At 36.0% G+C, this 25,160-nt stretch carries 23 protein-coding genes; 11 read left to right on the top strand and 12 right to left on the bottom strand.

The window, feature by feature from the left end:
• Both ACVWYN_RS04605 and ACVWYN_RS04600 read left to right on the top strand, forming a co-directional pair.
• On the top strand, window positions 1-305 hold a 305-nt coding region (locus ACVWYN_RS04605; protein WP_457287645.1), incomplete at its 5' end, for an integrase core domain-containing protein.
• Window positions 306-759: 454 nt separating this feature from the next.
• Window positions 760-3,207: a DUF5686 and carboxypeptidase regulatory-like domain-containing protein gene (locus ACVWYN_RS04600; protein WP_457287644.1), complete on the top strand. Its 2,448-nt coding sequence runs from the start codon at window positions 760-762 to the stop codon at window positions 3,205-3,207.
• An 18-nt stretch (window positions 3,208-3,225) separates the two neighbouring features.
• Here the strand turns inward: ACVWYN_RS04600 and ACVWYN_RS04595 are convergent, their stop codons facing one another.
• From ACVWYN_RS04595 to ACVWYN_RS04580, 4 genes are all read right to left on the bottom strand, one after another.
• A complete protein-coding gene (locus tag ACVWYN_RS04595; protein ID WP_457287643.1) occupies window positions 3,226-5,397 on the bottom strand; it encodes a hypothetical protein in 2,172 nt (723 codons plus the stop codon).
• Between the two features lie 7 nt (window positions 5,398-5,404).
• On the bottom strand, window positions 5,405-5,644 hold the full coding sequence (locus tag ACVWYN_RS04590; RefSeq protein WP_457287642.1) for a hypothetical protein: 240 nt from the start codon (window positions 5,642-5,644) through the stop codon (window positions 5,405-5,407).
• Between the two features lie 96 nt (window positions 5,645-5,740).
• On the bottom strand, window positions 5,741-6,280 hold the full coding sequence (locus ACVWYN_RS04585) for a DUF5606 family protein (protein ID WP_457287641.1): 540 nt from the start codon (window positions 6,278-6,280) through the stop codon (window positions 5,741-5,743).
• A 27-nt stretch (window positions 6,281-6,307) separates the two neighbouring features.
• On the bottom strand, window positions 6,308-6,769 hold the full coding sequence (locus ACVWYN_RS04580; protein WP_457287640.1) for a peptidylprolyl isomerase: 462 nt from the start codon (window positions 6,767-6,769) through the stop codon (window positions 6,308-6,310).
• A gap of 159 nt (window positions 6,770-6,928) precedes the next feature.
• On the opposite strand from ACVWYN_RS04580, the gene ACVWYN_RS04575 reads away from it, so the two are divergent.
• The gene (locus tag ACVWYN_RS04575) at window positions 6,929-8,110 is read left to right on the top strand and encodes an asparagine synthetase B (protein ID WP_457287659.1); all 1,182 of its coding nucleotides are present in this window, start codon (window positions 6,929-6,931) and stop codon (window positions 8,108-8,110) included.
• Between the two features lie 28 nt (window positions 8,111-8,138).
• On the opposite strand, the gene ACVWYN_RS04570 is transcribed toward ACVWYN_RS04575, so the two are convergent.
• The 3 genes from ACVWYN_RS04570 to lpxK are packed head-to-tail and all read right to left on the bottom strand — an operon-like array spanning window position 8,139 to window position 11,972.
• Window positions 8,139-10,133, bottom strand: a complete 1,995-nt coding sequence (locus ACVWYN_RS04570) for a putative porin (RefSeq protein WP_457287639.1) — start codon at window positions 10,131-10,133, stop codon at window positions 8,139-8,141.
• Complete coding sequence (locus ACVWYN_RS04565; protein WP_457287638.1) at window positions 10,133-10,948, bottom strand: purine-nucleoside phosphorylase; 816 nt, start codon at window positions 10,946-10,948, stop codon at window positions 10,133-10,135. The genes ACVWYN_RS04570 and ACVWYN_RS04565 overlap by 1 nt, the downstream gene beginning before the upstream one ends.
• Window positions 10,920-11,972: a tetraacyldisaccharide 4'-kinase gene (gene lpxK, locus ACVWYN_RS04560; protein ID WP_457287637.1), complete on the bottom strand. Its 1,053-nt coding sequence runs from the start codon at window positions 11,970-11,972 to the stop codon at window positions 10,920-10,922. The genes ACVWYN_RS04565 and lpxK overlap by 29 nt, the downstream gene beginning before the upstream one ends.
• An 87-nt stretch (window positions 11,973-12,059) precedes the next feature.
• Here lpxK and pruA point away from each other — a divergent pair, with 87 nt between their 5' ends.
• Window positions 12,060-13,688 (top strand): L-glutamate gamma-semialdehyde dehydrogenase, encoded by a 1,629-nt coding sequence (pruA, locus tag ACVWYN_RS04555; protein WP_457287636.1) that lies wholly within the window; start codon window positions 12,060-12,062, stop codon window positions 13,686-13,688.
• 43 nt (window positions 13,689-13,731) lie between these two features.
• Here pruA and can read toward each other — a convergent pair whose 3' ends face one another.
• From can to ACVWYN_RS04540, 3 genes are all read right to left on the bottom strand, one after another.
• Entirely contained in the window at window positions 13,732-14,412 is a 681-nt protein-coding gene (gene can, locus ACVWYN_RS04550) for a carbonate dehydratase (RefSeq protein WP_457287635.1), read from the bottom strand.
• Window positions 14,413-14,418: 6 nt separating this feature from the next.
• Window positions 14,419-16,023 (bottom strand): SulP family inorganic anion transporter, encoded by a 1,605-nt coding sequence (locus ACVWYN_RS04545; RefSeq protein ID WP_457287634.1) that lies wholly within the window; start codon window positions 16,021-16,023, stop codon window positions 14,419-14,421.
• Window positions 16,024-16,174: 151 nt separating this feature from the next.
• The gene (locus ACVWYN_RS04540) at window positions 16,175-16,462 is read right to left on the bottom strand and encodes a hypothetical protein (protein ID WP_457287633.1); all 288 of its coding nucleotides are present in this window, start codon (window positions 16,460-16,462) and stop codon (window positions 16,175-16,177) included.
• A gap of 242 nt (window positions 16,463-16,704) precedes the next feature.
• On the opposite strand from ACVWYN_RS04540, the gene ACVWYN_RS04535 reads away from it, so the two are divergent.
• From ACVWYN_RS04535 to ACVWYN_RS04505, 7 genes are all read left to right on the top strand, one after another.
• Entirely contained in the window at window positions 16,705-16,989 is a 285-nt protein-coding gene (locus tag ACVWYN_RS04535; RefSeq protein WP_457287632.1) for a hypothetical protein, read from the top strand.
• Between the two features lie 5 nt (window positions 16,990-16,994).
• The gene (locus tag ACVWYN_RS04530; RefSeq protein ID WP_457287631.1) at window positions 16,995-17,462 is read left to right on the top strand and encodes a hypothetical protein; all 468 of its coding nucleotides are present in this window, start codon (window positions 16,995-16,997) and stop codon (window positions 17,460-17,462) included.
• Between the two features lie 159 nt (window positions 17,463-17,621).
• Window positions 17,622-17,936, top strand: a complete 315-nt coding sequence (locus ACVWYN_RS04525) for a hypothetical protein (protein WP_457287630.1) — start codon at window positions 17,622-17,624, stop codon at window positions 17,934-17,936.
• Between the two features lie 194 nt (window positions 17,937-18,130).
• Complete coding sequence (locus ACVWYN_RS04520) at window positions 18,131-19,300, top strand: MFS transporter (protein ID WP_457287629.1); 1,170 nt, start codon at window positions 18,131-18,133, stop codon at window positions 19,298-19,300.
• Window positions 19,293-19,724, top strand: coding sequence for a GNAT family N-acetyltransferase (locus tag ACVWYN_RS04515; RefSeq protein ID WP_457287628.1), 432 nt, complete (start codon window positions 19,293-19,295; stop codon window positions 19,722-19,724). The genes ACVWYN_RS04520 and ACVWYN_RS04515 overlap by 8 nt, the downstream gene beginning before the upstream one ends.
• A 39-nt stretch (window positions 19,725-19,763) precedes the next feature.
• Window positions 19,764-20,876, top strand: coding sequence for a M42 family metallopeptidase (locus ACVWYN_RS04510; protein ID WP_457287627.1), 1,113 nt, complete (start codon window positions 19,764-19,766; stop codon window positions 20,874-20,876).
• Window positions 20,877-20,879: 3 nt separating this feature from the next.
• Window positions 20,880-21,779, top strand: coding sequence for a nucleotidyltransferase family protein (locus ACVWYN_RS04505; protein ID WP_457287626.1), 900 nt, complete (start codon window positions 20,880-20,882; stop codon window positions 21,777-21,779).
• Between the two features lie 69 nt (window positions 21,780-21,848).
• Here the strand turns inward: ACVWYN_RS04505 and dnaK are convergent, their stop codons facing one another.
• Together dnaK and ACVWYN_RS04495 are read right to left on the bottom strand one after the other, a co-directional pair.
• On the bottom strand, window positions 21,849-23,765 hold the full coding sequence (dnaK, locus tag ACVWYN_RS04500; protein WP_457287625.1) for a molecular chaperone DnaK: 1,917 nt from the start codon (window positions 23,763-23,765) through the stop codon (window positions 21,849-21,851).
• Window positions 23,766-23,929: 164 nt separating this feature from the next.
• Complete coding sequence (locus ACVWYN_RS04495; protein WP_457287624.1) at window positions 23,930-25,117, bottom strand: class I SAM-dependent methyltransferase; 1,188 nt, start codon at window positions 25,115-25,117, stop codon at window positions 23,930-23,932.
• Window positions 25,118-25,160 lie beyond the last annotated feature (43 nt).

Here is a 25,160-nt window from a genome sequence, read left to right as displayed (position 1 = left end):
TAGCCATCAGTATGACTCAAAATGGAGATCCCTATGAAAATCCGATTGCCGAGCGGATGAATGGCATCCTTAAAGCAGAGTTCGGAATCGAAGACAATAAAGGCTCCATGGCGCTATTAAAACTCAAAATAGAGAAATCCATAAATGCGTATAATTACCTCAGGCCACACGATAGTTGTGAGTCACTAACACCTGTACAGGCACACAAGAAGACTGGTACACTAAATAAGAATTGGAAAAACTATAGAAAAATAAGATGGGAGCGCAAAAAAGCGGAAATAAAAAATCTTGAGAAAACCACTTAAAAATAACAATTCATGTGATGTAAAGGGCTGAAAAGCCCTTCATATCACATGAAGTCGCCTAAGGCTTAAATAAATAAAGATGAACAAATAGCAAAACTATTAAAACCAGAAAATTGAACTATATTACTACAAATATTCCAGTGTATAACTATAGCAGGACTATAACCGGAACGTATAGTTATTTCAGGATTCTACACACCAGGTGTATAGTTAATCCAGGACAATCAATCAATGGGTGTATAGTTAATTCAGGACGTGACAATAGGACTATACCTACTTCTTAAGTCCTTTTTCTATGCCATCCTTATAAGAGGATTGTAAGACAAGTGTAAGAGCCGTCCAAAGCGCTACCCTGTGCCCTTAATCGCACAACACTTTGATGATTAAAAAACTTTAACATTATTTTTATGTTTAATCTCATAACTAACACGATATTTAGGTCTAATTCCCACAAATGAAGAATATTTACTTAACGCTGATTTTATTAACCAGTACATTAGGGACTTACGCCCAAGAATTTAAACTTAGCGGAAACGTTAAAGATCCCGATGGTCAACCCGTTCCTTTTGCTTCAGTATACATAAAAAATACCACTATCGGCACATCTGCAAATGTGGATGGGATTTACGATATCGCGTTAAATAAGGGGACTTTTACAATCATATACAGGGCTATTGGTTATAAAGCTAAAGAGGAAATTATAACAATAGAATCAAACTCTGCTCAAGACATCACACTTTCTCCAGAATCCTATTCCTTAAAAGGGGTGACGATAGATGGGAATGCGGAAGATCCAGCTTACCAAATCATCAGGCAAGCAATTAAGCAACGAAAATTCCATTTGACAGAGGTTGATGCTTATACTGCAAATGTTTATATAAAAGGTATACAAAAACTAGTTGGAGCCCCAAAGAAATTTTTTGGAAGGAATATCCAAAAGACACTTGACCTCGATACCAATCGAAAAGGTATACTCTACTTATCAGAATCAACCTCAACCTATGCTTTTCAGCAACCAAATCGTATCCATGAGGAAATGATTTCATCTAAAGTTGCAGGTCGCAATAACGCATTTAGTTTTAATAAAGCATCAGATCTAACCATCAACTTCTACCAAAACATCCTATTAGAAAACACTTTAAGCTCAAGAGGCTTTGTCTCACCAATTTCAGAGAACGCATTGCTTTATTATAGATATAAATTACTTGGGGTAACCACAGAAAATGGAGAGACTATTAACAAAATAGAAATTATTCCAAGAAGAGAACATGATCCTGTATTTAGAGGAATCATTTACATTAAAGACGATAGCTGGAATCTGGTAAATACTGATGTTTATCTATCTAAAAACTCAGGCATAAACTTGTTGGACACATTGAAGATCTCTCAGCAGTTTATAAAAACAGAAAATTCATATATGCCATCAAACATAAATTTTCAATTTAATGGCGATGTGCTGGGCTTCAAATTTGAAGGATATTATGTTGGAGTTTACAGCAATTACAACATGCATCCAACATTCTCTAAAGGTTACTTTACAGGAGAAATACTTAAAATTACAAAGGCTGTAAACAAAAAAGACTCCCTATTTTGGCTAAATAATAGACCGATACCACTTACATTAGAAGAAAGTAAAGATTATATCCGTAAAGATAGCATTGCAGCACTTAAAACATCTAAAAAATACCTGGATTCAATTGAAAGAAACAACAATGAACTTAAAGCAACAAAGCTTCTTCTTTCAGGATATACTATAAATAATCGCTATGAAAAGAAATCACTTAGTTTTGATCCCATTCTTAAAGCGATAATATACAATACAGTTGAAGGCTTCGCTATAGATTATGGGGTTACCTATCAAAAAAATCTGGAAGATCGGAAATATTACAGTTTCAGGCCAGAAATAAGATATGGTTTTTCTAATAAAATCTTTACTGCAAACTTAACTGCCAATTACTATTACGATCCCCTAAAAAGGGCAAACATAAGTATAAGCGGAGGGTCGGGCATTTATGACCTGAACCCACTTGGAACAATGACACTTTTAGGAAACTCCATAAACTCACTTCTTTTTGAAACCAATTTTAGTAAATTTTACAAAAGAGAATTTTTAAACATTGGCACAACGAGGGAATTATTAAATGGTTTACAAGGATCTGTTGTTATAGATTATACCAGGAACACCAACCTTATTAACACCAGTTCTTTTAAAATAAGAGACATAAAAGACAAAGAATTTACTTCTAATAATCCTTTTACACCACTCGTTGAGACACAGTTATTCCCTAACTATACAGCATTAACAATTGGAGCCACACTAACTTATACCTTCAATCAACAATATATAACACGGCCCGATGGCAAGTTTTATCAGGAAGCAAAGTATCCAACTTTAATGCTAAATTATAGAAAAGGTGTTAATGGCATACTTAATAGTTCGTCTGATTATAACTTATTAAATTTTAGTGTTCAACAAAATAGGATAACCACTGGTCTTTGGGGGTATTTCTCCTTCGTTGCAGGAGTAGGGAAATTTTTGACCAATAACCAAGTCTATTATCCCGATTTTAAGCATTTTAGAGGCAATAATGCTCTTTTTGTCCGACCGGATTTACGACGGTTTTTATTTCTTGACTTTTATCAATTTAGCACTGATGATCAGTATTTTGAAGTTCATTTTGAGCATAATTTTTCAGGTCTATTTACCAACAAGGTTCCTCTACTTCGTAGGCTTAAGTTAGAAGAAGTTGTTGGAGCAAGTTATTTGAGCCAACCAGTTAAACGAAACTACACTGAATTTTATTTTGGACTTCAACGTTTAATTTTCAGAGCAACATACGGTTTTGCTTATGATGGTAACCGAAGAGTTGAACATGGATTTAGGTTATCTTATGGCTTTTAGTCTGTTAATAACCGTAGTTTAATAGGAAATTTTTATACTTATACCTTCCGGATCATTAGGGAAACCTAGGTATAATGTTTTAGAACCATTATCCCATATGTTGTTGACATTTGGGAGTGCATTACCTTTATTATTTACAACAGATATAGACTTTGCTTTTGCGGGTAATAGAACACGCATGCTATTTAGGGTATTTATGGGGCTCTTTGTTATAAAACTATATTCACCCTTAAGTCTAATCTCATCATAGACCCTGGCCGCAGAAGCCAAAACCTGCGGTTTTGTTTTATCAGGAACCCTATCAATATTATAAAGATATGCTTGATTTCCAGGTTCCACTATTTTCTGTTTCAGTACAGGCAATTTAGGATCAAATAAGTCTATCAGATCGCCATTTTGAACGTAGCTTTCTGAACTTGAACTTTCGTCCATAACCGAGATAATATCATATGGCCCTCTATGTAATACAAGATTGTTTTTTACTATTAGTTGACCAGCTTTTGCTTCATTTTCGTAAGCGCGTTTTACTATTGAAAGAAAATCTTCTGCACCATCTGACTTAATTATAAATTCTTTAGGATTTTTCCTAATGATATGAACAAATCCTTTTCCAGTTTCAAACACTTGATCATTACCAGATAGTTCTTTAATATTTAAAAGGTTAAATAAATGGTCTACAGGAGATTTGAATGTCAAACCATTGGTATTCCACCACTCCATAACAGTTTGATAAGGATCATTGTCTCTCCCACAATAGATTAAAACACCCCCCTTACGTACCCATTCGGCCAAATATTTATGTACTTCAGGATTATTAGGCTTCATATTAGAATAACTTAAAATCAAAACTTTAATATCATTTAAAGTTGCCGCGTAAGAAAGGTTCTCCATATGAACCGTTTTAACAGGTATGCCATTTTTAAGAAGAGGTATGGTCTGACCGTAAAAATTTGAAAAGTAGGGATCATCGTACCCATTATGCGAGGGGAAGCTTTGAAACATTAAAGAATTTCCCATTAAAACACCAATGCCATTTACTCCACTAACTTTATTTAAAGAAGAGGGAATGTCATTAAGGGAATTTATCATCACCTCCATTTGTGTAGAATAATATTTTGGAATCAATACCTCTTCTTTGCTATTTGCAACCTTATAGGGGTGAGTATAGATACGTTCAGGCCATGGCATTACTTCATAATCTGCAACCATAGGATAAAGTAGCTTGGCAGTAAATGTTGCTTCATAATTACGTTTATAATCTGCCCAATCTCGTTCCCGATCCTCAATTGGGTCAGTTAGAAAAAACAATTTTCTATTAGTAGGTGCAGTCATGGATACCATTGACCCATATTCTAAGAATGCATTTTCGAAAACTCGCTCTTTGGACTTACCTTTGAAAAAAACAGGTTCACGTGCAGTTCCTGTCCAGACTTGAGCAATATATCCATCAATACTTGGCAATGATGCAAGACTTGCCTCTGGACTAACAATTTTCCATGATGCATAGTTTACTAATGAATGCGTGGCTATAAAAACTTTAACTAGCAATCCTTTGCTTTTACCATACTCTTTTGCGTATCCGGAAACATCTCTAATTGCGTTATAGTAAAGCTGGTATTTAAGTTTATTAGACAAATAAGTGTTTTCTGCAGATAAGTGCTGAGCCCTCCAAGGGAACCCATAGAACTTTTGCCATTCCAATTTAAACGGTTCTTCATAACCTGCCCTTGCCCAAAATTCTGGCTCTTCCAAAAATATATTTGTTATGCCAGCGTCTATAACTTTTTTTATGATCGCAGTCTTCATATATTCAACAAAAGACTTTACAGGTACGATATATGGAACTACTCCTTTATTATGCCATATGGTATCACCATTCATTTCAACCTGTCCAATTCCCATGTGATTTTGTCCATCCCACTTTCCCAGAAAAAAATCTGCATATTCACCCCAAGCGATTCCGGTCATAAAATTTGTTTGATAACCATGGTCTCTCCAGGATTTTACGCGCTCTGCGAAGGTCATGTTTTTATGGTCATTTGCGCCATAGATAATTGCAATGTCAGATCTGACATCAATCTCAGGGCGCCATGCACTACCCGTTTGAAATGCAGTTTTTTCTTTGATCGCCTGAGCAAACAAAACCTGAACTGTTAAACAGAAGATAAAAAGGAGTAAAATTCTTCTCATAATCAAATTAAGCGTTAATCTTTTTAATAATATTTCTGACAATTTCATCTGCTATTTGTACTAATAATTCATCTGAAATTTCATTTTCGGCACTCCAGGTAGTTACGCCATTAGTAAGTTTCGGTATAACATGTCCAAGACTTTGAAGCCCGTAAAACAAATGAAACTTATCTTCATCGGTCGAAGGAATTACTAAAAAACTTTTCTCTTTTTCATTTATAGTTACAAGAATATCAAAAGGTTCCATTTTGAAAGATAGGAATTTTATTAGAATGAAATACAACATTAAAGCACAAAAAAAACGGCATCTCATGGATGCCGTTTAAATTCTTATTCTGGAATGTTAAACTCCTTTCTTACTGGTCATGCTAGCTTTTTTTGCTGGCTGAGCTGTTTTGGCTGGCGCTTTTGCATTTGACGGTTTTGGAGTAACTTTAATCTTCTTCTCTACTTTATCTTCAGTTTTAACTGATTCCTGATCGGCACCCACCGGAGCAGCTGTCTCGGTAAATAGAGGCAGTTCCTTTAGCAAATGGTACCAGGTAATAATTTTCTTCATGTCTGAAGCGTATACCTTTTCCTGATCGTAGTTTGGTGCAACTTCTTCAAAGAATGACTTTAAGGCATTAGCATCAGATTTCGCATCAGGGACAGTAGCTTTAGCAACTGCGATATTAGCAAGAACATCAACCAACTTCAGATCATCATCTTCACCGTAAATAGTGATATCCTCAAGTGATGCCAGCTTAGTTGTAGTAATGTTGGCAACTATCTTAACTTTTTGGGCATCAAGACTTTCTAAAACATACCCACCCTTATTTTGTCCAACCAATTTAAATAAACCAGGCCTGCCTGATACTGCTACTATTCCTCTTAAATTCATGTCATTTGTTTTTTGAGAAGTTCAGAATTAATCTTCCAATACTTCAATACCTAAAATCTTATCTCCTTGTGTAATATCGTCCACAATATCTACATTTTCTACCACTTTCCCGAAACAGGTATGGTTTCTATCTAAATGCGCAGTGTTTGTTCTACTGTGACAGATGAAAAACTGTGATCCACCTGTATTTCTCCCCGCATGCGCCATAGAAAGAACACCACGATCATGATATTGATTTTCTCCACTAAGTTCGCAATCGATCTTATAGCCTGGACCACCGGTTCCAGCGAGATGGGCTCTATTTGGGTCTTTCGAATTAGGACATCCCCCTTGAATCATGAAATTAGGAATTACACGATGAAACGTTATTCCATCATAAAATCCTTCACTTGCTAATTTTTTGAAGTTAGCAACTGCAATTGGCGCATCCTGTTCATAAAATTCAACAGTCATATTACCTTTCTCTGTTTTGATTATCGCTTTACTCATGATAGTTTTTTGTGAACGGCAAACTTAGATAAAATACTTTTTATTTTTAAAAAAAGTTATATTCACACCTACAAACCTATGATATATAAAAAATCCTTCCTTACCATTTTATTGGTGGTTTCAACAATTGCGCTTAAAGCCTCTTCAATTTTGATCTTTATGGATGAAGATCAGAAAAATCACTTGAAGGCATATGGTATTGCTTACTGGAGTATTAAAAATCAAGCTGAAGTGAGCTGGCTGTTAAACTACAGGGGCGGAAGTTTTCTTATTGGATATAGTAAAATTGTTGAAGACGAATGCAAAACCAGAGGTGTATCCTATCAGGTACTTGCAGATGTAAAAGTGACTTCTATACTTAATGAAATAAGTGACCCTCAGGTAAATATGGAGGTTGTAAAGTTAGAAAAAGCACCAAAAATGGCTGTCTATTCGCCAAAAAGCAAATTACCATGGGATGATGCAGTGACGATGGTACTCACTTATGCTGAAATTCCCTATGATATTATCTATGATGAAGACATTTTGAAAGACAAACTTGCCGGTTATGACTGGCTACATCTTCATCATGAGGATTTTACTGGTCAATATGGAAGATTTTGGACAACCTTTAGAAATGCTACCTGGTATAGAGATGATGTAAAAAATCAAGAAACAACGGCCAAGAAAAATGGATTTAACAAGGTATCTCAAATGAAGTTAGCTGTGGCTAAAAGAATAAAAGAATTTTGCTCTGGTGGCGGATTTTTGTTTGCAATGTGCTCAGGAACAGATACGTTTGATATAGCACTTAGTACTGATGGAGTAGATATTTGCGAAAGTATGTTTGATGGGGATGCTGCTGATCCACAAGCACAATCTAAACTAAACTTCAATAATACAGTCGCATTTAAGGATTTTAAATTGGATGTCAATCCTTCAAATTATGAATTTTCAGATATTGATGTTACTCAGACAAGAATACTTAACCAAAGCAATGATTTCTTTACATTATTCGATTTTTCTGCAAAATGGGATCTGGTACCAACCATGCTGACTCAAAATCATGATAAAGTTATTAAGGGATTTATGGGGCAAACTACGGCATTTAAAAAAAGACTAGTAAAATCAAGTATTACTGTTTTGGGTGAGAATAAAGGTGCAGAAGAAGTTAGATATTTGCACGGCGAAATTGGTAAAGGACGTTTTACATTTTATGGCGGGCATGACCCTGAGGATTATCAACATCAAGTTGGTGACCCCCCGACCGATCTTAGCCTCCATCCAAACTCGCCAGGGTATAGATTAATATTAAACAATGTGCTCTTTCCTGCAGCTAAAAAGAAACCACAAAAAACTTAAACACTAAGGTAGAAAATTGAGAAATGAGTTAGTCGTAGAAGTTCCACATCACGCCAAACTTAAACAATACCCTGTCTTGCATAGGGTACTTATTAACAGAATAATATCCCTTTTGAATTAGTCCTTGATTTACGTAGTCGCACTTAATAAATAAATTTGCTTTCCGTAAACTCGCCTTAAGCCACACGTCAAGTATCGGAGTGGTATCAAATTTTTCTGATGAACCAACATAAAATTTTCCTGCAGCAGGAGAATAAGAGTAATTTGAATATGGAGTATTGTATCTTACATCAAAGCCGATATTTGTTTTTAATACTTTAAAAAAAGTTTGGTCCAAATAAAAACTATTAAAGGTATAAACTTCGGGAGTTCGTAAAATGCCGGGATTATCGGTTTTTTGGTAAACCACATAGGTATCCAAATTAAACTTCCCGAATTTGATCTTTTTACCAACAGTTAATTTTAACATATTAATTGGCGCGGCCGATTGTGCTGGCACAATTCCGTTGGTTCCCTCTTTTTGAAAATAGAGATAATTATTGACTAAATAATACTGTGCTCCTGCATCCAGATTTAGTTTATCATTTAGATAATTAAAGGAAAAATTTATAGTCTTTGTATTGCCGAAATTCTTATCCCAATTATAATGGTTACCAAAATACCTCGTATATACTTCTTCCGGAGATTTATTATGGAAATAAGCCCCAAGAGCAATACTGCCTACAGACTTACTAAGTAATACATTGCTCTTAGCTTCGTATAAAAAATCACCTATATTTCTTCCCTGAAATATCTGTTGAAGGTCTACGTTTAGATCAATCCTATTGCTCAGTCTATAACCGGCGGATCCGAGCAGAGTTATATTTTGGAAAGAAGCATTATAGTCGTAATAGTTTACACGATCTCTATAAAGTACCGACTGGTTATAATTGTAAAAATCATGCCTGATACCAGCATCTAGTTTTATCTCGTTTTTGTTGAATGAAGAAGATTTAGCCCGAAGAAAAAAACTATAAATAAATTCATTTTGAACATGATTGTATCTTGTACTATCGTTGGTGAAGGTACTGTCTGCCATTCCTCTTGGAAATACAGTGTTATCGTCATCCTCATCCTTTTTAAAAGAATAAGAATTGGCATCATACTTAAAAGTATAAGCAATCTTATTAGTAGGTATTATCTTTTTACTGGTTGCTTCTGCCAAACTATCTATACGGCCGACGAAATAAGTCTGCTTGATTAAAAATGAAGATTGCCTAAACAACCTTTTAGCACTTTCCAATCGAATAACCTCCGCTTGCCTATCTATTTTAAGTGGTTGATTAGTATAAATAGTATCATTTGGCAAAGAACCGTTTTCTTGAGCTTTAAGTGTGTTAAAAATTGCATTGGTCCATAGGTTATATCGTTTATTAGGAGATTGAAACCATGAAAAAAATGCTCCATTCAAATCGTCACCACGTTGATGCCGATATTTACCGTTCGCTCCTATCCTATTAAAATTAAGTCCAATGTTCAGATTTTTGTTAATATTCTGTGAATGTATTAATTTAAAAACCTGCTCCACTTCCCCAGCGCTAACATAGTATAAGCTAGTGAATGGTGCCCTTGCCTGATAATATTTTATGTCTTCATGCGTCAACGCATAATTGTCAAGAACATGGAACCCCGCATCGAAGCCTATAGTTTTTAAAGATTCGAAAAGCATTGGCATAGCTGCTAAGCCTAAATTACCTAAACCAACAGTTGGTCTCTTAGGCTGAACAAGCACACTGAAATTATGAAAACCTTTAAGCGTAGTATCCAAAGGCAAAGTCTGTATACTGTCTTTTGTAAGTCTTAGCGTAGTATATCTGATGTACTTTGATGTGAAAATAACCGAATCTTTCCCCTCTTCTTCTTCCTTTCTTAGTGAGTCAAGCTCTTTATTGTCATTTACCTTAGTTTTTAAATCCTGTGCAGCAATACGGCCGCAGTTAACAGCAAATATGAAGAACAAAAGAATAGCGGCAATTTTGTACATTATAGTCTTGATATTAACTGGCTCAATATTTTTGTCATTTTAGGCTCTGCCACTCGGGCAGTTTCTAAAATTTCTTCTAGGCTTACTGGTTGCAAAATCTCCGAAAAACCTTCATCAGTTAAAACGGAAATGGCAAATACAGGAACATTCATATGATTAGCAACTATTACCTCAGGCACAGTACTCATTCCAACGGCATCTCCGCCAATTATTCGTAAGTATTTATATTCTGCCTTCGTTTCTAAATTAGGGCCTGTCACGGCTATGTAAACGCCTTGATGACAGCGAATGTTGTGGTCAGCTGCAAGTTCTAAAGCTTTTTTTATCAATTTGGTATTATACGGCTGACTCATATCCGGAAATCTAGGGCCCATGTCTGCATCATTACTACCTCTAAGTGGGCTTTCTGGCTGTAAGTTAATATGATCATTAATTATCATAAGATCACCTTTTTTAAAGTCATCATTTAAAGATCCTGCAGCATTAGACAAAAATAGATGCTTTATACCCAATACTTTCATAGTACGTATTGGAAAAGTAATTTGCTGCATACTGTACCCTTCATAATAATGAAGACGTCCCTGCATGGCAACTACATTTTTACCATTTAGCTTACCGAAGATAAGCTTACCAGAATGGAATTCCAGTGTAGAGATTGGAAAATTTGGAATATTGGAATACATAATTTGGTATTCGACTTCTATATCATTTACCAACCCTCCCAATCCTGTTCCCAGTACTATTCCAATCTCCGGCTGGAAGTTGTTCGTTTTTCTTTTAATGTATTCAACGGTTTCGTGTAGTGCTTGAAACATAATTTAAAATCATTTGATCAAATATATCCTTGCTTTCTCTATCCGGAATAATAACAATTGGCAGGTAAAACACAGGGAAATCTAAAAGTAATTCTTTTATCGTATCATCTAACAACCGCTGTGAGTCTTTTTCAGTTGTGAGTATTATTTTTCGTTTAGATTGATCGGCTTTGAATTCATCTACAAGACTGTAAATATTATTCTTGGTGAACTGATGATGATCAGGATATTCATGGTGATGTACTTTAGCCAGACAATTGGTTAAATAATTTAAAAGAGGAATAGCATTAGCTATACCTGTTAAAAGATATATGGTATCAAAGTTATTTAAGTTAGACGCTTTGTCAAATTTAAATACCGAAACGAGAGGTTTGTACTCAATTGAAGAGAAAAGCACCTTATCTCTCAGCGCTGAAAACATGTTTATTACTTCTAATCTCTTCTCTACATTCAATTTAGGAGATTTAGTAACAAGGATAATCTGTGCTCTTCTATAATTGCTAAAAGGTTCTCGCAAATCTCCGGCAGGCAATAGGAATTTAGGCTCGAAAAGCTTTGAATAATCAAAAAGTAAAATATTTAAACCTGGCTTTACCCAACGGTGCTGGAATGCATCATCAAGAATAATTAGATCATGCGTATCTTTTAATAATTTTATTCCTTTAGCCCGATCTTCACAAACCGCAACTGTTATACTATTATCAAATTTATTATAATATTGAAGTGGTTCATCACCAATTGTATTTGCTGTTGCAGTTTCATCTGCGATGATGAAGCCTTTTGTATGCCGACCGTATCCCCTGCTTAAAATAGCTATCTTTTTACCTGCAAGTAATGCAACTAAATACTCCGCTACAGGTGTTTTACCCGACCCTCCAATTGCAAGATTACCTACGCTTATAACAGGAATATCAAATTGTTTTGAATTGAAAAAACCAACATCAAAAAGCCAATTCCTGACCATGATAATTATACCATAGAGCAAAGAAAGAGGAATAAGCAATAATCTAAAGTTGGTACTCATATAAGTGCTCAAAAATAAGAATTATTAATCATTGTGTAAGGTAAAGGACTGCAATTAACTATCTTTGTTCAACTAACAGTGATTATTATGCTTAAAGGATTTTTTAACGCACCTGTCCCCATAAATGAGGCTATATTAGCTTATGCTCCGGGTAGCGAAGAACGCGAACTTTTGGAAGCTGCTCTTGCAGATGCCCGCTCTAAACAAGTTGAAATACCAATGTATATTGGAAATCAGCTAGTCCATACAGAAAGGAAGGGCAGACTTTCGCCGCCGCACGACCATAAACATATTCTAGGCCATTATAGTATAGGTAATAAAATACACGTTAAAGATGCCATCAACGCTGCTTTGGCTGCGAAACCAGATTGGGAAAATTTAGCATGGGAACACCGCGCTGCAATTTTTTTAAAGGCCGCCGATCTAATCGCCGGGCCTTATCGTTATAAGTTAAACGCAGCCACCATGCTTGGGCAGAGTAAAAATGCCTACCAGGCTGAGATTGATGCTGCTTGTGAATTTATTGACTTTTTACGCTTCAACGTTGCGTACATGACAGATATTTACAAGCAACAGCCTCCTGTTTCTTCTAGGGGCTCATGGAACAGAGTTGAACAACGCCCGCTTGAAGGATTTGTTTTTGCACTTACACCATTCAATTTTACAGCAATTGCCGGAAATCTGCCTGCTTCTGCGGCAATGATGGGAAACGTCATTGTATGGAAACCTGCGGATACCCAAGTATTTGCTGCCAATGTAATTATGGAAATATTTAGGGAGGCCGGTTTACCAGATGGTGTAATTAACTTGATATATGTTGATGGACCAGAAGCGGGGGAAGTAATATTTAATCATCCAGATTTTGCAGGAATACATTTTACGGGTTCTACAGCAGTGTTTCAGAATATTTGGAAAACAATTGGAAACAATATCCACAAATACAAAACATACCCTCGCATCGTTGGGGAAACAGGAGGAAAGGACTTTATACTTGTTCATGAATCAGCTGATGTGGATGTGGCTAGTACAGCTATAGTTAGAGGCGCTTTTGAATACCAGGGCCAAAAATGTTCTGCTGCTTCAAGGGTATATATCTCGGCCAGTCTTTGGCCAAAGATTAAAGAAAATATGCTGAGTGATTTAGCCACCTTTAAAATGGGTGGAACTGAAGATTTCAGTAATTTTATAAATGCAGTGATTGATGAGAAATCATTCGACAAACTTGCAAGATATATTGATGCTGCAAAAGGAGACAAAACTGTTGAAATAATTGCCGGCGGCAATTATGATAAATCAAGTGGTTGGTTTATTGAACCAACTGTTATAGTAGTAAAAGAGCCCCATTACGTAACAATGTGCGAAGAGTTATTTGGCCCAATTCTTACTATTTACATTTATGAAGATGCAGAATTTGATTCAATCCTTGAAATCATTGATGAGACTTCTATATATGCCTTAACGGGTGCATTTATTGCACAAGACCGATATGCTATTGAAAAAGCTTCTACAAGATTAAGAAATGCAGCCGGTAATTTTTACATCAATGATAAATGCACTGGTGCAGTTGTTGGACAGCAGCCATTTGGCGGTGCGAGAGGATCAGGAACTAATGATAAAGCCGGATCTATGATTAACTTGTTGAGATGGGTATCTCCGCGTACCATAAAAGAATCCTTTGATCCGCCAAAAGATTACAGATATCCTTTTTTAGGATAACTAATAGCAAAAGGCTCCCGAAATATCAGGAGCCTTTTGTTTATCACTTAACTTCATTAAGACCATCAACTTTAAATACTGAAGTATGATGGTTATTCGACTCACAGGTTACACCCAAATCTGTAATTATCCCTGTTTCAAGACTGTAAGCCCAGCCATGTAAACTTAACTTTTTACCATTGATCCAACGATTCTGAACTATAGAGGTTTTAGTTAAGTTAAATACACCTTCGATAACATTTAACTCTACCAGTCTTTCACACCTCTTCTTATGATCAGAAATCAGATCCAACTCATGATAATGTAATCGATATGTATCCTTTATATTCCTTAACCAGTTATCTATGATACCAAACTGTTTATTGCTTAATGCAGCTTCAATACCTCCACAACCGTAATGCCCACATACTATTACATGCTCAACTTCCAATACATTCACTGCGTAATCAAGTACGCTGAGCATGTTCATGTCTGTGTGTACCACAACGTTGGCGATATTCCTATGGACAAAAATATCACCTGGATTTGTATTTGTGATTTGATTTGCCGGAACCCTACTATCTGAACATCCAATCCAAAGAATAGGAGGCTTCTGTCCAGAGGAAAGACGTTTGAAGTAATCAGGATCTTCTGCCAAAGTAGCAGCAACCCAATCCTTATTGCCTTGTAAAAGGCCTTCGTAAGTAATTTGATTTATATTTTGTTTTTCTAATTTCGCACACATAATAGTTTAATTATTAATTTTCTCAATGATGTTAGTATCTAGTTTAGGCACGGTATAATGCTTTCTAATATCAACTAAATTTACGATTATCCCTTTGGTATAAGCATTATGCTTGTAATTAAATATTGTCTCCAAAACATCAGGATCGATGTAACGAGAATTCGATCCATCAATTATAACATTAGTCTCCTTTGCTATGTTGGTAAGAACTACCTGGATTGCAGCTTTATTTAAAAATGAAACTTCTTCTGCAAGTGTGATCCTGAGATTCTTTTTATTTCCCTCTTCTTTAATTTTGTAAAAGAAAGGATTTCTCATGTTGGTGCGTAAAAGATAAAATATAGAAAACAACATTCCAATGGCTACACCCTTTAATAAATCCGTTAATAGTACTCCAACAACAGTAATCACAAATGGAACAAACTGATCCCAGCCCTTTTGGTACATATGTTTAAAGAGAGCTACTCTGGTAAGCTTGTAGCCGGTTACCAAGAGAATTGCCGCAAGACAAGCTAGTGGTATCATATTTATTAATCCCGGAATAAATAATAATGAAAGTAGAAGCCAACACCCATGAAAAATAGCAGACATTTTTGTACGCCCGCCTGCATTCACATTGGCCGAGCTTCTTACAATTACAGATGTCATAGGTAAACCACCAACCAATCCACTTATAATATTCCCTGTACCTTGAGCAATAAGTTCACGGTTTGTTGGTGATACTCGTTTTATCGGATCTATCTTGTCAATAGCTTCTAAACTTAAAAGTGTCTCCAAACTGGCTACAACTGCTATTGTTGCTGCTGTAATCCACACTTTACTGTTTGTTATCTGTGTAAAATCTGGTGTGGTGAATAGGTTAATGAATTCAGACCAGCCACTTACAACTGGAATATTCACCATGTGTGTAGATTCCAATGCGTAGGGTGTACTGCTGAAAGCAAATGTTAATACCACACCTAATAAAACAACTAATAAAGGAGCTGGAACTACCGCAAATTTTTTGAATCTCGGCCAAAAAACAAGGACCAGTATGGAAAGTGAGCTGATCACCATAGCCGCTAGTCCAAACTGACTCGCAGCACTGCCAATTGCCGAAAATGTATTTTTATGATCTCCCTGTAAAAAACTTTCATCTCCAAAAAAATCAGAATCAATGCCAAGTGCATGAGGGAGCTGCTTCAAAATAAGTGTTAATCCAATTGCAGCAAGCATCCCTTCGATTACGCTGGATGGGAAATAATTCCCTATTGTTCCTCCCTTTAACACGCCAAGCAACAATTGGATAAACCCCGCAAGTACCACTGCGAGTAAAAATGTTTGATAACCTCCTAATGTGGCGATTGCACCTAATACTATCGCGGTTAAACCCGCTGCGGGTCCACTGACGCTAAGCTGTGAACCACTGACACTAGAGACAATTATACCCCCGATAACTCCAGTAATTATCCCTGCAAACAATGGCGCCCCTGATGCTAAGGCAATACCCAGACACAATGGAAGTGCTACCAGGAAGACAACTATGCTTGAGGGCAAATCACGTTTCAAATTCTTTTTTAATATATACTTCTGTACTTCAAGTCTTGAAAAGACTGAATTCTCATTTTTCATTAGTGTAAATTTTAATGGTGAGGAGCTTGTATCTAATGACACATGCTTAATTTTAATAGATTGCTTAGAATTAATTAAAACATTATTTATGTTCCATTAATTGTTCAGTCAAAAATAATGATGGCAGTAAATAAGATGGCCATTATTTAATCTAAGAGAAGTTAGGCGGAGGGGTGAGGACAGAGGTATGGTATGGATCTACATACCTCTTTGAATGTTCTATAAAACTTTTATTAATCCAAAAATGGACCAAAATAGGTGTAAATGTATCAAGATGATGGAACTCAACTAACTTGTAATCAGTATATTTTAATCCATTTTTTCCTGAATCGCTGTCAGAGCTATGTTCTTGCTCAATCTGCATAATTACAGCGTTCATTATTTCATTATCAATACCAACAAAAAATACAGGAGCACCAGATATTACCATCTTCGACATAAAAATGCCAAAAAAAGCAATAACAATACATAACTTATATTTCCTCAAAAACATTGACTATTTTTTTATAGATATCAACAAAGATAGTTCCAACTTACACTAAATAGAAATCTTGACAAGTAAAAAAAATGTAATTAGTTACTAAGAGAGAGATTCATGCTCCAAAGCTATAGTCGAAATTTGAAAATGCTACTGGCAAAACCGTTAGATTAGTATAATTTTGTAGATCCAAATGTTAACACATGATAAAAATTCTGTTAAGTCTCTTACTAATATTCCCTTTGTTCAGTATTGCACAAAGCAACAATGCACCCTCTACTTATGATCCACATGATATTACCATTACAGGCTATTTACAATCCCAATATCAAAAAGCACAATCGTCTGGAATTTCTTCATTTTCCGGGGGGGATTTTTCCAAGAATTCAGATTCCAGATTCATGATTAGAAGGGGTCGTTTAAAGGTCGACAGGGCAGATAAATACTCAAGTATTGTATTTCAAATTGATGCAACCAGAATGGAGTAGCGCTAATGGATGCCTTCATTCAATTCTATCAACCCAATCTCAAGGATCTTAAATTTACTGCAGGCTTATTTAACAGACCTTTTGGTTATTCTATTCTTTACTCTTCTGGCTATAGAGATTTTCCTGAACGACCAAGAGTATTTCAAACTTTAATGCCTAGGGAAAGGGATATCGGGGCAATGATCACATATCACCCTTCGGTACTTAAGTTTCTTACAGCTGACCTTGCGGTAGTAAATGCAAGTGGTCATACTACAAGAGACTATGATTCCAGAAAAGATTTAATCTGCAATCTAAACTTCAAGTTCGACAGCCTAATTTATAACTATCTCCATATTGGATTTGGCGGATCTATATATAAAGGATCAGTTCGTAACGATACAGAAACTTATTTTGTGGAAAATGGAAGTGGGTATACAAAAAATACATCCCAACAAAATATCGGAGATAATGCCAAGAGGGATTATTATTGATTAAACTTGCAACTACAATATGACAATTTTTTTAGAACGACTTCTTTTAAAGCAGAGTAAATAATCGGTAGGCAACCAGGAATAGCCTCATCTGCATCGGTATTAGGTCCAGTAGCAAGTACTAGTTTCGCTGCCCAACCTACTTCTGATCTTTACATTATGGCGTTTAATGGATACTATTTATGGGTAACCCAAAAAATTGCCAAAACAAAACTTTCCGCTATCTTCTCCTATGATGTATATGACCCCAGCAGACACATCAGCGAGAAAGAAATTGGTGCCATCGGCAACAACACGACATCAGGAGATATTAAGTTCATTACACTCGGTTACGGCATAACTTATTCTGTCAATCTACGACTTAAACTTATTATTTATAACGAGCATGTTGATAATGAACATACCCTGCTACCTCAATATACTTCTAATTTAAAAGACGATGTTTTCAATACCCAACTGCAATATCGATGGTAGTGTTATTCAATAAAATTTTCCATATTTGGATGAGTCATTATTAGCCATGCTTCCATCAGAATCGCACGTTTTGTACCGTTTTGAGATTGCTTTAATATTCCCTTGTTTGTAATTGAAGATGTTAAAGGGGTTTTATCAGGCACTGACCAATAGTGGAACGGCATTTTACAAAAAACCTGGCAACATCCCCCTTAATGAAACTTAGCAAATCTGACATATTATTAATGGCTTTTTGTACTGGTTTAATCGTTGCAAATATTTACTATTGCCAACCATTGGTAATTTTGGTTGCGAAAGAATTTGGATTAACAGAAAGTCATGCTGGTAAAATAACCTATCTTACACAGGCAGGTTATGCATTGGGATTGTTTTTACTTGTTCCTCTTGGAGATATGTTTGAAAGGAAGAAACAAATTATCATTATAACTTCTCTTGCGATTTTATCATTGTTGCTGGCCGGATTTTCAAGATCGTTCTTCGTATTGGAAATTGCATGTTTGCTTATAGGAGCTAGTTCAGTTGTACCTCAATTAATCCTTCCTATGGCGGCTAATTTGAGCAGTGATGAGCTACGTGGCCAAACTATAGGAATAATTATGAGTGGGCTTTTGATAGGCATTTTAGCTTCCAGAGCTATTAGCGGTAGCATAGGCTTTTTATGGGGCTGGCGGTCAGTTTATTTAATGGCTTCAGGCATTTGTTTATTATTGGTAATTTTAATGAGCAGGAGATTTCCTAGCAGTTCCCCTTCATTCAAAGGAACATATCGCCAGCTCATGTGGTCTATGTGGCATTATATTAAAACCCAGCCCATTTTAAGACAGGCCTCTTTAATTAATTTCTTAGCTTTTGCGGTGCTCAGTGCTTTTTGGACCACCATGGTTCTCTTTCTTGCAAATCCCCCATTTAGTTTTCAAACCTTACAAATTGGACTTTTTGGTATTGCAGGTGCTGCTGGAGCTCTAGCGGCGCCCTTAGTAGGAAAACTAAGCGGAGGAAAGAATCCAAAGAGAAATGTCATTATCGGTTTGTTATTGCAACTGATCAGTATAGGATTGTTCTATTTCACTGGAAATCATCTGTTTATATTTATCATTGGAATCGTAGTGATCGATATAGGTCAGCAAGCCATACATGTAACTAATCAAACCAGGATTTATTCCATATTACCTGATGCTCGTAATAGATTAAATACCGTTTTCATGTCTGTTTCTTTTATTGGCGCTGCATCTGGATCTGCTCTGGGACTTTGGCTTTGGGAAAAAGGGCAATGGAAAATGTTTTGTTTAGGAACCTGTATAATAATCCTATTAAATATTTGTATTTACTTCTTTTACAACAATAGAATTAAAAGTAATGCCTGAAATTCAAATAGAGCAAATCAGATATGAACTTACCTGGCATCTCAGGCATAAAGTAATGTATCCTAACCTTCCTTTTGAAAGTATAAAGTTAAAAAATGACTCGGAGGGAATACATTTTGGTCTTTATGCTAATGATAAGCTGACAGCTGTGGTATCTATTTTCAATGATGGCAAAATCTATCAATTTAGAAAGCTAGCTACGTTAACTGAAGAACAAGGAAAAGGATTTGGATCATTATTATTAAAATACGTAATCTCATTTGTTAAACATGACAGTGGTGAAAAACTATGGTGTAATGCCAGAGTATCTGCATCAAAATTTTACTCAAAATTTGGCTTTCTGCAACTTGGCTCATACTTTGTAGAAAACGATATAGATTTTGTCATCATGGAGTTAGATCTTAAAGCTGCTCTTGATGCTTAGTTGCTTGTTTATATATTTGTTAAGAATAATTATTTAAAAATGTCGAAGAAAAAAGAAGATAAACCTGAACATGTAAATGTTGTTACCAAAAAATCCCTAACCTTTTTTGAAGAATATATCAATAATCCATCTCCAACAGGATTTGAATATCCCGGACAGAAAATGTGGCTGGATTACTTGAAGCCCTATATAGACGAAAGCTTTATAGACAATTACGGAACCGCAGTTGGTGTCATTAATCCGAAAGCTGAGTTCAAAGTGGTTATAGAAGCCCATGCCGATGAGATCTCATGGTTTGTAAACTACATCACAACTGATGGTCTAATTTATGTAATTAGAAACGGGGGATCCGATCATCAAATTGCACCATCAAAGCGGGTAAATATTCATACTGAAAAAGGTTTAGTTAAAGCTGTATTCGGTTGGCCGGCAATCCATACCCGTAATGGAGAAAAGGAAGAAGCACCAGCACTAAAAAATATATTTCTAGACTGTGGATGTATCTCTAAAGAAGAGGTTGAGAAATTGGGTATACATGTTGGATGTGTGATCACTTATGAAGATAAATTTGTGGTTTTGAATGACAGATATTATGTAGGTAGAGCCTTGGATAACAGGGCAGGTGGTTTCATGATAGCTGAAGTTGCAAGACTGCTAAAAGAAAACAAAAAGAAACTTCCTTTTGGATTATATATAGTAAACAGTGTTCAGGAAGAAATTGGATTGCGTGGTGCAGAAATGATTGCCCACAGGATAAAACCTCATGTCGCTATTGTAACTGACGTTACACACGATACCGGCACGCCTATGATCAATAAGATTACTCAAGGTGATCTTGCATGTGGCAAAGGGCCAGTCGTATCTTATGCTCCTGCTGTGCAAACTAATTTGAATAAGCTGCTAATTGAAACTGCTGAAAAAAATAAAATTCCTTTCCAGCGTCAGGCATCATCAAGGTCTACAGGAACAGACACTGATGCATTTGCCTATTCTAACGGTGGTGTTCCATCAGCACTTATCTCTTTGCCATTACGCTATATGCATACCACGGTGGAAATGATTCATAAAGAAGATGTAGATAATGTAATCAGTCTTATTTACCATTCATTGCTTAATATCAAGAAGGATCACGATTTTAAATATTCAAAGTAATTAATGAAACCTACATTATTAATACTAGCCGCAGGGATGGCAAGCCGTTATGGCAGCATGAAACAAATTGACGGTTTCGGTCCCAATGGAGAAACAATTATCGATTATTCGATTTATGATGCAATCAAAGCTGGCTTTGGTAAAGTCGTATTTATTATAAAAGAAGAATTTGTCGAAAACTTCAAATCAATTTTTGAACCCAAATTAAACGGACGCATTGAGACAGAATATGTATTTCAAAATTTTGATTTAAAACAATTCGGTATTGAAGAGGATATTTACAGGGAAAAACCATGGGGAACTGCTCATGCCATACTTTCTGGAAGAAAAGTCGTAAAAGAGCCCTTCTGCGTGATAAATGCAGATGACTTTTATGGCTTTGATTCATTTAGAAAAATGGTAAAATTTTTAACTGAAGAAGCTACAGACAGTAATTATTCGATTGTAGGTTATCAGATTGGCAAAACGTTATCTGATTTCGGCTCCGTATCAAGAGGCGTTTGCAAAACTAATGATGGTGGATATCTGGAAGAAATAACAGAACGCACTCAAGTCTATAAAAAAAATGCTGTAATAGTATATGAAGAAAATGGGATTGAATACCCTCTTGACTTTGAGACTCCTGTTTCAATGAATTTTTGGGGCTTTACCCCTGCTGTTTTTAAATTAACAGAAGATATGTTCAAAGTATTCGCCCTAGAAAACAAGGAAAACCCTAAAGCAGAATTTTTCATACCATTAATTGGTGAAACGTTAGTTAAAAATGAAAATGCCAACTTCAAAGTCATACCTACTGACAGTCAATGGTTTGGCGTTACATATAAAGAAGACAAACCTTTTGTTCAGAGAAGCATTGATCAACTGATCAAAGATGGCGCTTATCCCACTACACTTTGGAACTAACAAAATCACAAATAAAAGAGTCCCCCAATTATTCACCAGGGGACTCTTTTATTTGTGATTAGCTATTGATTACTTCTTATCGTCTTTCACTTCTTCAAAATCAACATCAGTTACATTGTCTCCGCCAGCAGACTGACTAGGACTAGGATCACCTTGAGGTGCTCCCTCAGGTTGTCCACCATCTTGACCAGCTTTATACATATCTTCCGAAGCAGCATTCCATGCAGTTTGCAAAGCTTCTTGCGAAGCATCGATATCAGCAAAGTTTCTAGAAGCATGTGCGGCTTTTAGTTTGATCAAACCTTCTTCAATTGGTGCCTTTTTATCTGCAGAGATCTTATCTCCAAACTCTTTCAATTGTTTTTCAGTTGAGAAGATTAAAGCATCAGCGCTATTGATTTTTTCCGCTTCTTCTTTAGCAGCCTTGTCAGCATCAGCATTTTGTTCAGCTTCTTCCTTCATTCTTTTGATCTCTTCATCAGTTAAACCAGACGAAGCCTCAATACGAATTTTCTGCTCCTTACCGGTAGCTTTATCCTTTGCACTTACATGCAAAATGCCATTGGCATCAATATCAAAAGCAACTTCTACCTGAGGAACTCCACGAGGAGCTGGTGGTATACCATCTAGTATAAAACGGCCAATTGTACGGTTTTGAGTAGCCATTGGACGTTCGCCTTGTAAAATATGGATCTCTACTGATGGTTGATTATCAGCCGCTGTAGAGAAAGTTTCAGCCTTCTTAGATGGAATAGTAGTGTTTGATTCAATTAACTTTGTCATCACACCACCCATAGTTTCAATACCTAAAGAAAGTGGTGTAACATCTAATAGCAAGACATCTTTTACTTCACCTGTTAACACACCACCTTGGATTGCTGCACCAATAGCAACAACTTCATCAGGATTTACACCTTTAGAAGGCTCTTTACCAAAGAAATTCTTAACAGCATCCTGAATGGCAGGAATACGGGTAGAACCTCCTACTAAAATGATCTCATCAATATCTGATGTTTTCAAACCAGCATTTTTCAAGGCAGATTTACATGGCTCAATTGTACGTTTGATTAAGTCCGCCGCAAGTTGCTCAAATTTAGCACGACTTAAAGTCCTAACCAAGTGTTTCGGACCACTAGCATCAGCTGTGATATATGGCAAATTAACTTCTGTTGAAGTTGTACTTGATAATTCAATTTTGGCCTTTTCAGCAGCTTCCTTCAAACGTTGCAATGCCATCGGATCCTTTGCAAGGTCCATACCATTTTCGTTTTTAAATTCAGCAGCTAACCAGTCAATAATAATATGGTCAAAATCATCCCCACCCAAATGAGTATCACCATCTGTAGACTTAACCTCGAATACACCGTCACCAAGTTCCAAAACAGAAACATCATGAGTACCTCCACCACAATCGAATACGACAATTTTCATGTCTTTGTGGGCTTTATCCAATCCATAAGCCAGAGCAGCTGCAGTAGGCTCATTAATGATACGCTTAACTGTTAAACCAGCTATCTCACCAGCCTCTTTTGTAGCCTGACGTTGAGCATCATTAAAGTATGCAGGAACTGTAATAACAGCCTCTGTTACTTCATGGCCTAAAAAATCCTCTGCTGTTTTTTTCATCTTTTGCAAGATCATAGCAGAAAGCTCTTGCGGAGTATATTTACGATCGTCAATCTCAACGCGAGGGGTGTTATTATCACCTTTAACTACCTTATAAGGCACGCGTCCAGCTTCTTTGGCAACCTCAGCGAAGCTGCTTCCCATAAATCTTTTAATCGAAGAAATAGTTTTAGTTGGGTTTGTGATTGCCTGACGTTTTGCAGGCTCTCCCACTTTACGTTCACCGTTCTCTGCAAATGCAACAATGGATGGCGTAGTACGTTTACCCTCACTGTTGGCTATAACTACAGGCTCGTTACCTTCCATTACGGCTACGCAAGAGTTTGTTGTTCCTAAGTCTATACCAATAATTTTTGACATGTTATTTATATCTATTTGTTAATGAAATCTACATTTCCAATCATTCAACAAGCAATGTGCCAATAGAGTTTTGGCAGACAAATAATTGACATTAAAGGTTTGAAATTAAATATTGTCCGAAATTACTAAACTAAAAGGTGACACTATGACAGAACAAGGCAACGCTACAGGTTCAGTAGCCTTAAAAGATAGTGCTCTCCAATTCCAAAAAAAATCATAGTCTGCTTAATCTCAGCTAATATTTGTTTCTTTTTTTCCTGTGATTGGGTGTCTTTTTTTATTCCAATAATCAATACATTTTTTGGAGTATGCACATTTGAAACGAATTCTATCACCTTCGTTTTATAACCAAAATACTGTAGCACCAATGCTCGTAATCCGTCTGTAACCATTTCCGCCTGCCTTTCCAAAAAAATACCATGCTTGGTCAGGAAAGAAAGTTCATTTGTTACCGTCGACTTCTCCATCTCTCTTCTAATTTGTTTGTGGCAGCAGGGAGCAACAACAATCAAATTAGCATTTGCAATTATACCTTTATATATCGCATCATCTGTCGCAGTATCACAAGCATGAAGTGCAATAAGTATATCCATACTAACACTTTCAAATTCCTGAATACTCCCTTGTACAAAATTCAAATTCCTAAAACCGGCCTCCTGTGCAATTCCATTACAAAGTACTACCAGATCATCACGAAATTCAACTCCTGTAACTATCGTGTTAAAACCAAGAACTGTATGTAGATAATCATATAGTGCAAATGTCAAATAGCCCTTTCCTGAACCCATATCAACAACATTCGTAGTTTTATCTGAAGAAAGATCCCTTAAAAGAGGACTTAAAATTTCTATGTATTGATTTATCTGTTTGTATTTATCCTGAGTTGCTTTATATACATTGCCAGCACCATCTGTCACCTTAAGGGCATTAAGATAAATATTATTGACGCTTATTTGCCGCTTTTTCTCATGATCATGATTTAAAGATGGTAATGGATCAATTTCTGACTTAAGCCTTTCTTTAAGAGAAAATATTCCCCTGATATTTTGTTCTAAAGTTACCTCCCTATTAGTTGAAAAAATACTGCAAACTCTAAAATCATTACTAACCAATTTAAGAATTAAGTTGATCCCAATTTCTATTTTCCAGTTCTTAACAATATCTCTAGTTTTATGCCTGTAGGTAAAAGAAAGCATGTCTAACCTTTTGATCTTAACTTTCTTAACATAAATATTTTTAAGAGTGATATCATTACCCTTATAATTACCTAATGAGACTTTAAGCAATTCATTGGATGAAATTATTAAAATCAAGTTAAACTTAAACTGATCGAGAATAGACTGATTTGACATACACGTAAACTTAATAAGATAATTTTATAACATTGACTATAGA

The organism is Pedobacter sp. UYP24, assembly GCF_054057295.1.
Note: the sequence above shows the minus strand (reverse complement) of the source record. Positions and strands in the feature narration are given on the sequence as shown.

Excerpts from the sequence above, each read along its gene's own strand:
- ACVWYN_RS04600 (WP_457287644.1), top strand. The coding sequence starts at position 760 with ATGAAGAATATTTACTTAACGCTGATTTTATTAACCAGTACATTAGGG.
- ACVWYN_RS04595 (WP_457287643.1), bottom strand. The coding sequence starts at position 5,397 with ATGAGAAGAATTTTACTCCTTTTTATCTTCTGTTTAACAGTTCAGGTT.
- ACVWYN_RS04590 (WP_457287642.1), bottom strand. The coding sequence starts at position 5,644 with ATGGAACCTTTTGATATTCTTGTAACTATAAATGAAAAAGAGAAAAGT.
- ACVWYN_RS04585 (WP_457287641.1), bottom strand. The coding sequence starts at position 6,280 with ATGAATTTAAGAGGAATAGTAGCAGTATCAGGCAGGCCTGGTTTATTT.
- ACVWYN_RS04580 (WP_457287640.1), bottom strand. The coding sequence starts at position 6,769 with ATGAGTAAAGCGATAATCAAAACAGAGAAAGGTAATATGACTGTTGAA.
- ACVWYN_RS04575 (WP_457287659.1), top strand. The coding sequence starts at position 6,929 with ATGGATGAAGATCAGAAAAATCACTTGAAGGCATATGGTATTGCTTAC.
- ACVWYN_RS04570 (WP_457287639.1), bottom strand. The coding sequence starts at position 10,133 with ATGTACAAAATTGCCGCTATTCTTTTGTTCTTCATATTTGCTGTTAAC.
- ACVWYN_RS04565 (WP_457287638.1), bottom strand. The coding sequence starts at position 10,948 with ATGTTTCAAGCACTACACGAAACCGTTGAATACATTAAAAGAAAAACG.
- lpxK (WP_457287637.1), bottom strand. The coding sequence starts at position 11,972 with ATGAGTACCAACTTTAGATTATTGCTTATTCCTCTTTCTTTGCTCTAT.
- pruA (WP_457287636.1), top strand. The coding sequence starts at position 12,060 with ATGCTTAAAGGATTTTTTAACGCACCTGTCCCCATAAATGAGGCTATA.
- can (WP_457287635.1), bottom strand. The coding sequence starts at position 14,412 with ATGTGTGCGAAATTAGAAAAACAAAATATAAATCAAATTACTTACGAA.
- ACVWYN_RS04545 (WP_457287634.1), bottom strand. The coding sequence starts at position 16,023 with ATGAAAAATGAGAATTCAGTCTTTTCAAGACTTGAAGTACAGAAGTAT.
- ACVWYN_RS04540 (WP_457287633.1), bottom strand. The coding sequence starts at position 16,462 with ATGTCGAAGATGGTAATATCTGGTGCTCCTGTATTTTTTGTTGGTATT.
- ACVWYN_RS04535 (WP_457287632.1), top strand. The coding sequence starts at position 16,705 with ATGATAAAAATTCTGTTAAGTCTCTTACTAATATTCCCTTTGTTCAGT.
- ACVWYN_RS04530 (WP_457287631.1), top strand. The coding sequence starts at position 16,995 with ATGGATGCCTTCATTCAATTCTATCAACCCAATCTCAAGGATCTTAAA.
- ACVWYN_RS04525 (WP_457287630.1), top strand. The coding sequence starts at position 17,622 with ATGGCGTTTAATGGATACTATTTATGGGTAACCCAAAAAATTGCCAAA.
- ACVWYN_RS04520 (WP_457287629.1), top strand. The coding sequence starts at position 18,131 with ATGAAACTTAGCAAATCTGACATATTATTAATGGCTTTTTGTACTGGT.
- ACVWYN_RS04515 (WP_457287628.1), top strand. The coding sequence starts at position 19,293 with ATGCCTGAAATTCAAATAGAGCAAATCAGATATGAACTTACCTGGCAT.
- ACVWYN_RS04510 (WP_457287627.1), top strand. The coding sequence starts at position 19,764 with ATGTCGAAGAAAAAAGAAGATAAACCTGAACATGTAAATGTTGTTACC.
- ACVWYN_RS04505 (WP_457287626.1), top strand. The coding sequence starts at position 20,880 with ATGAAACCTACATTATTAATACTAGCCGCAGGGATGGCAAGCCGTTAT.
- dnaK (WP_457287625.1), bottom strand. The coding sequence starts at position 23,765 with ATGTCAAAAATTATTGGTATAGACTTAGGAACAACAAACTCTTGCGTA.
- ACVWYN_RS04495 (WP_457287624.1), bottom strand. The coding sequence starts at position 25,117 with ATGTCAAATCAGTCTATTCTCGATCAGTTTAAGTTTAACTTGATTTTA.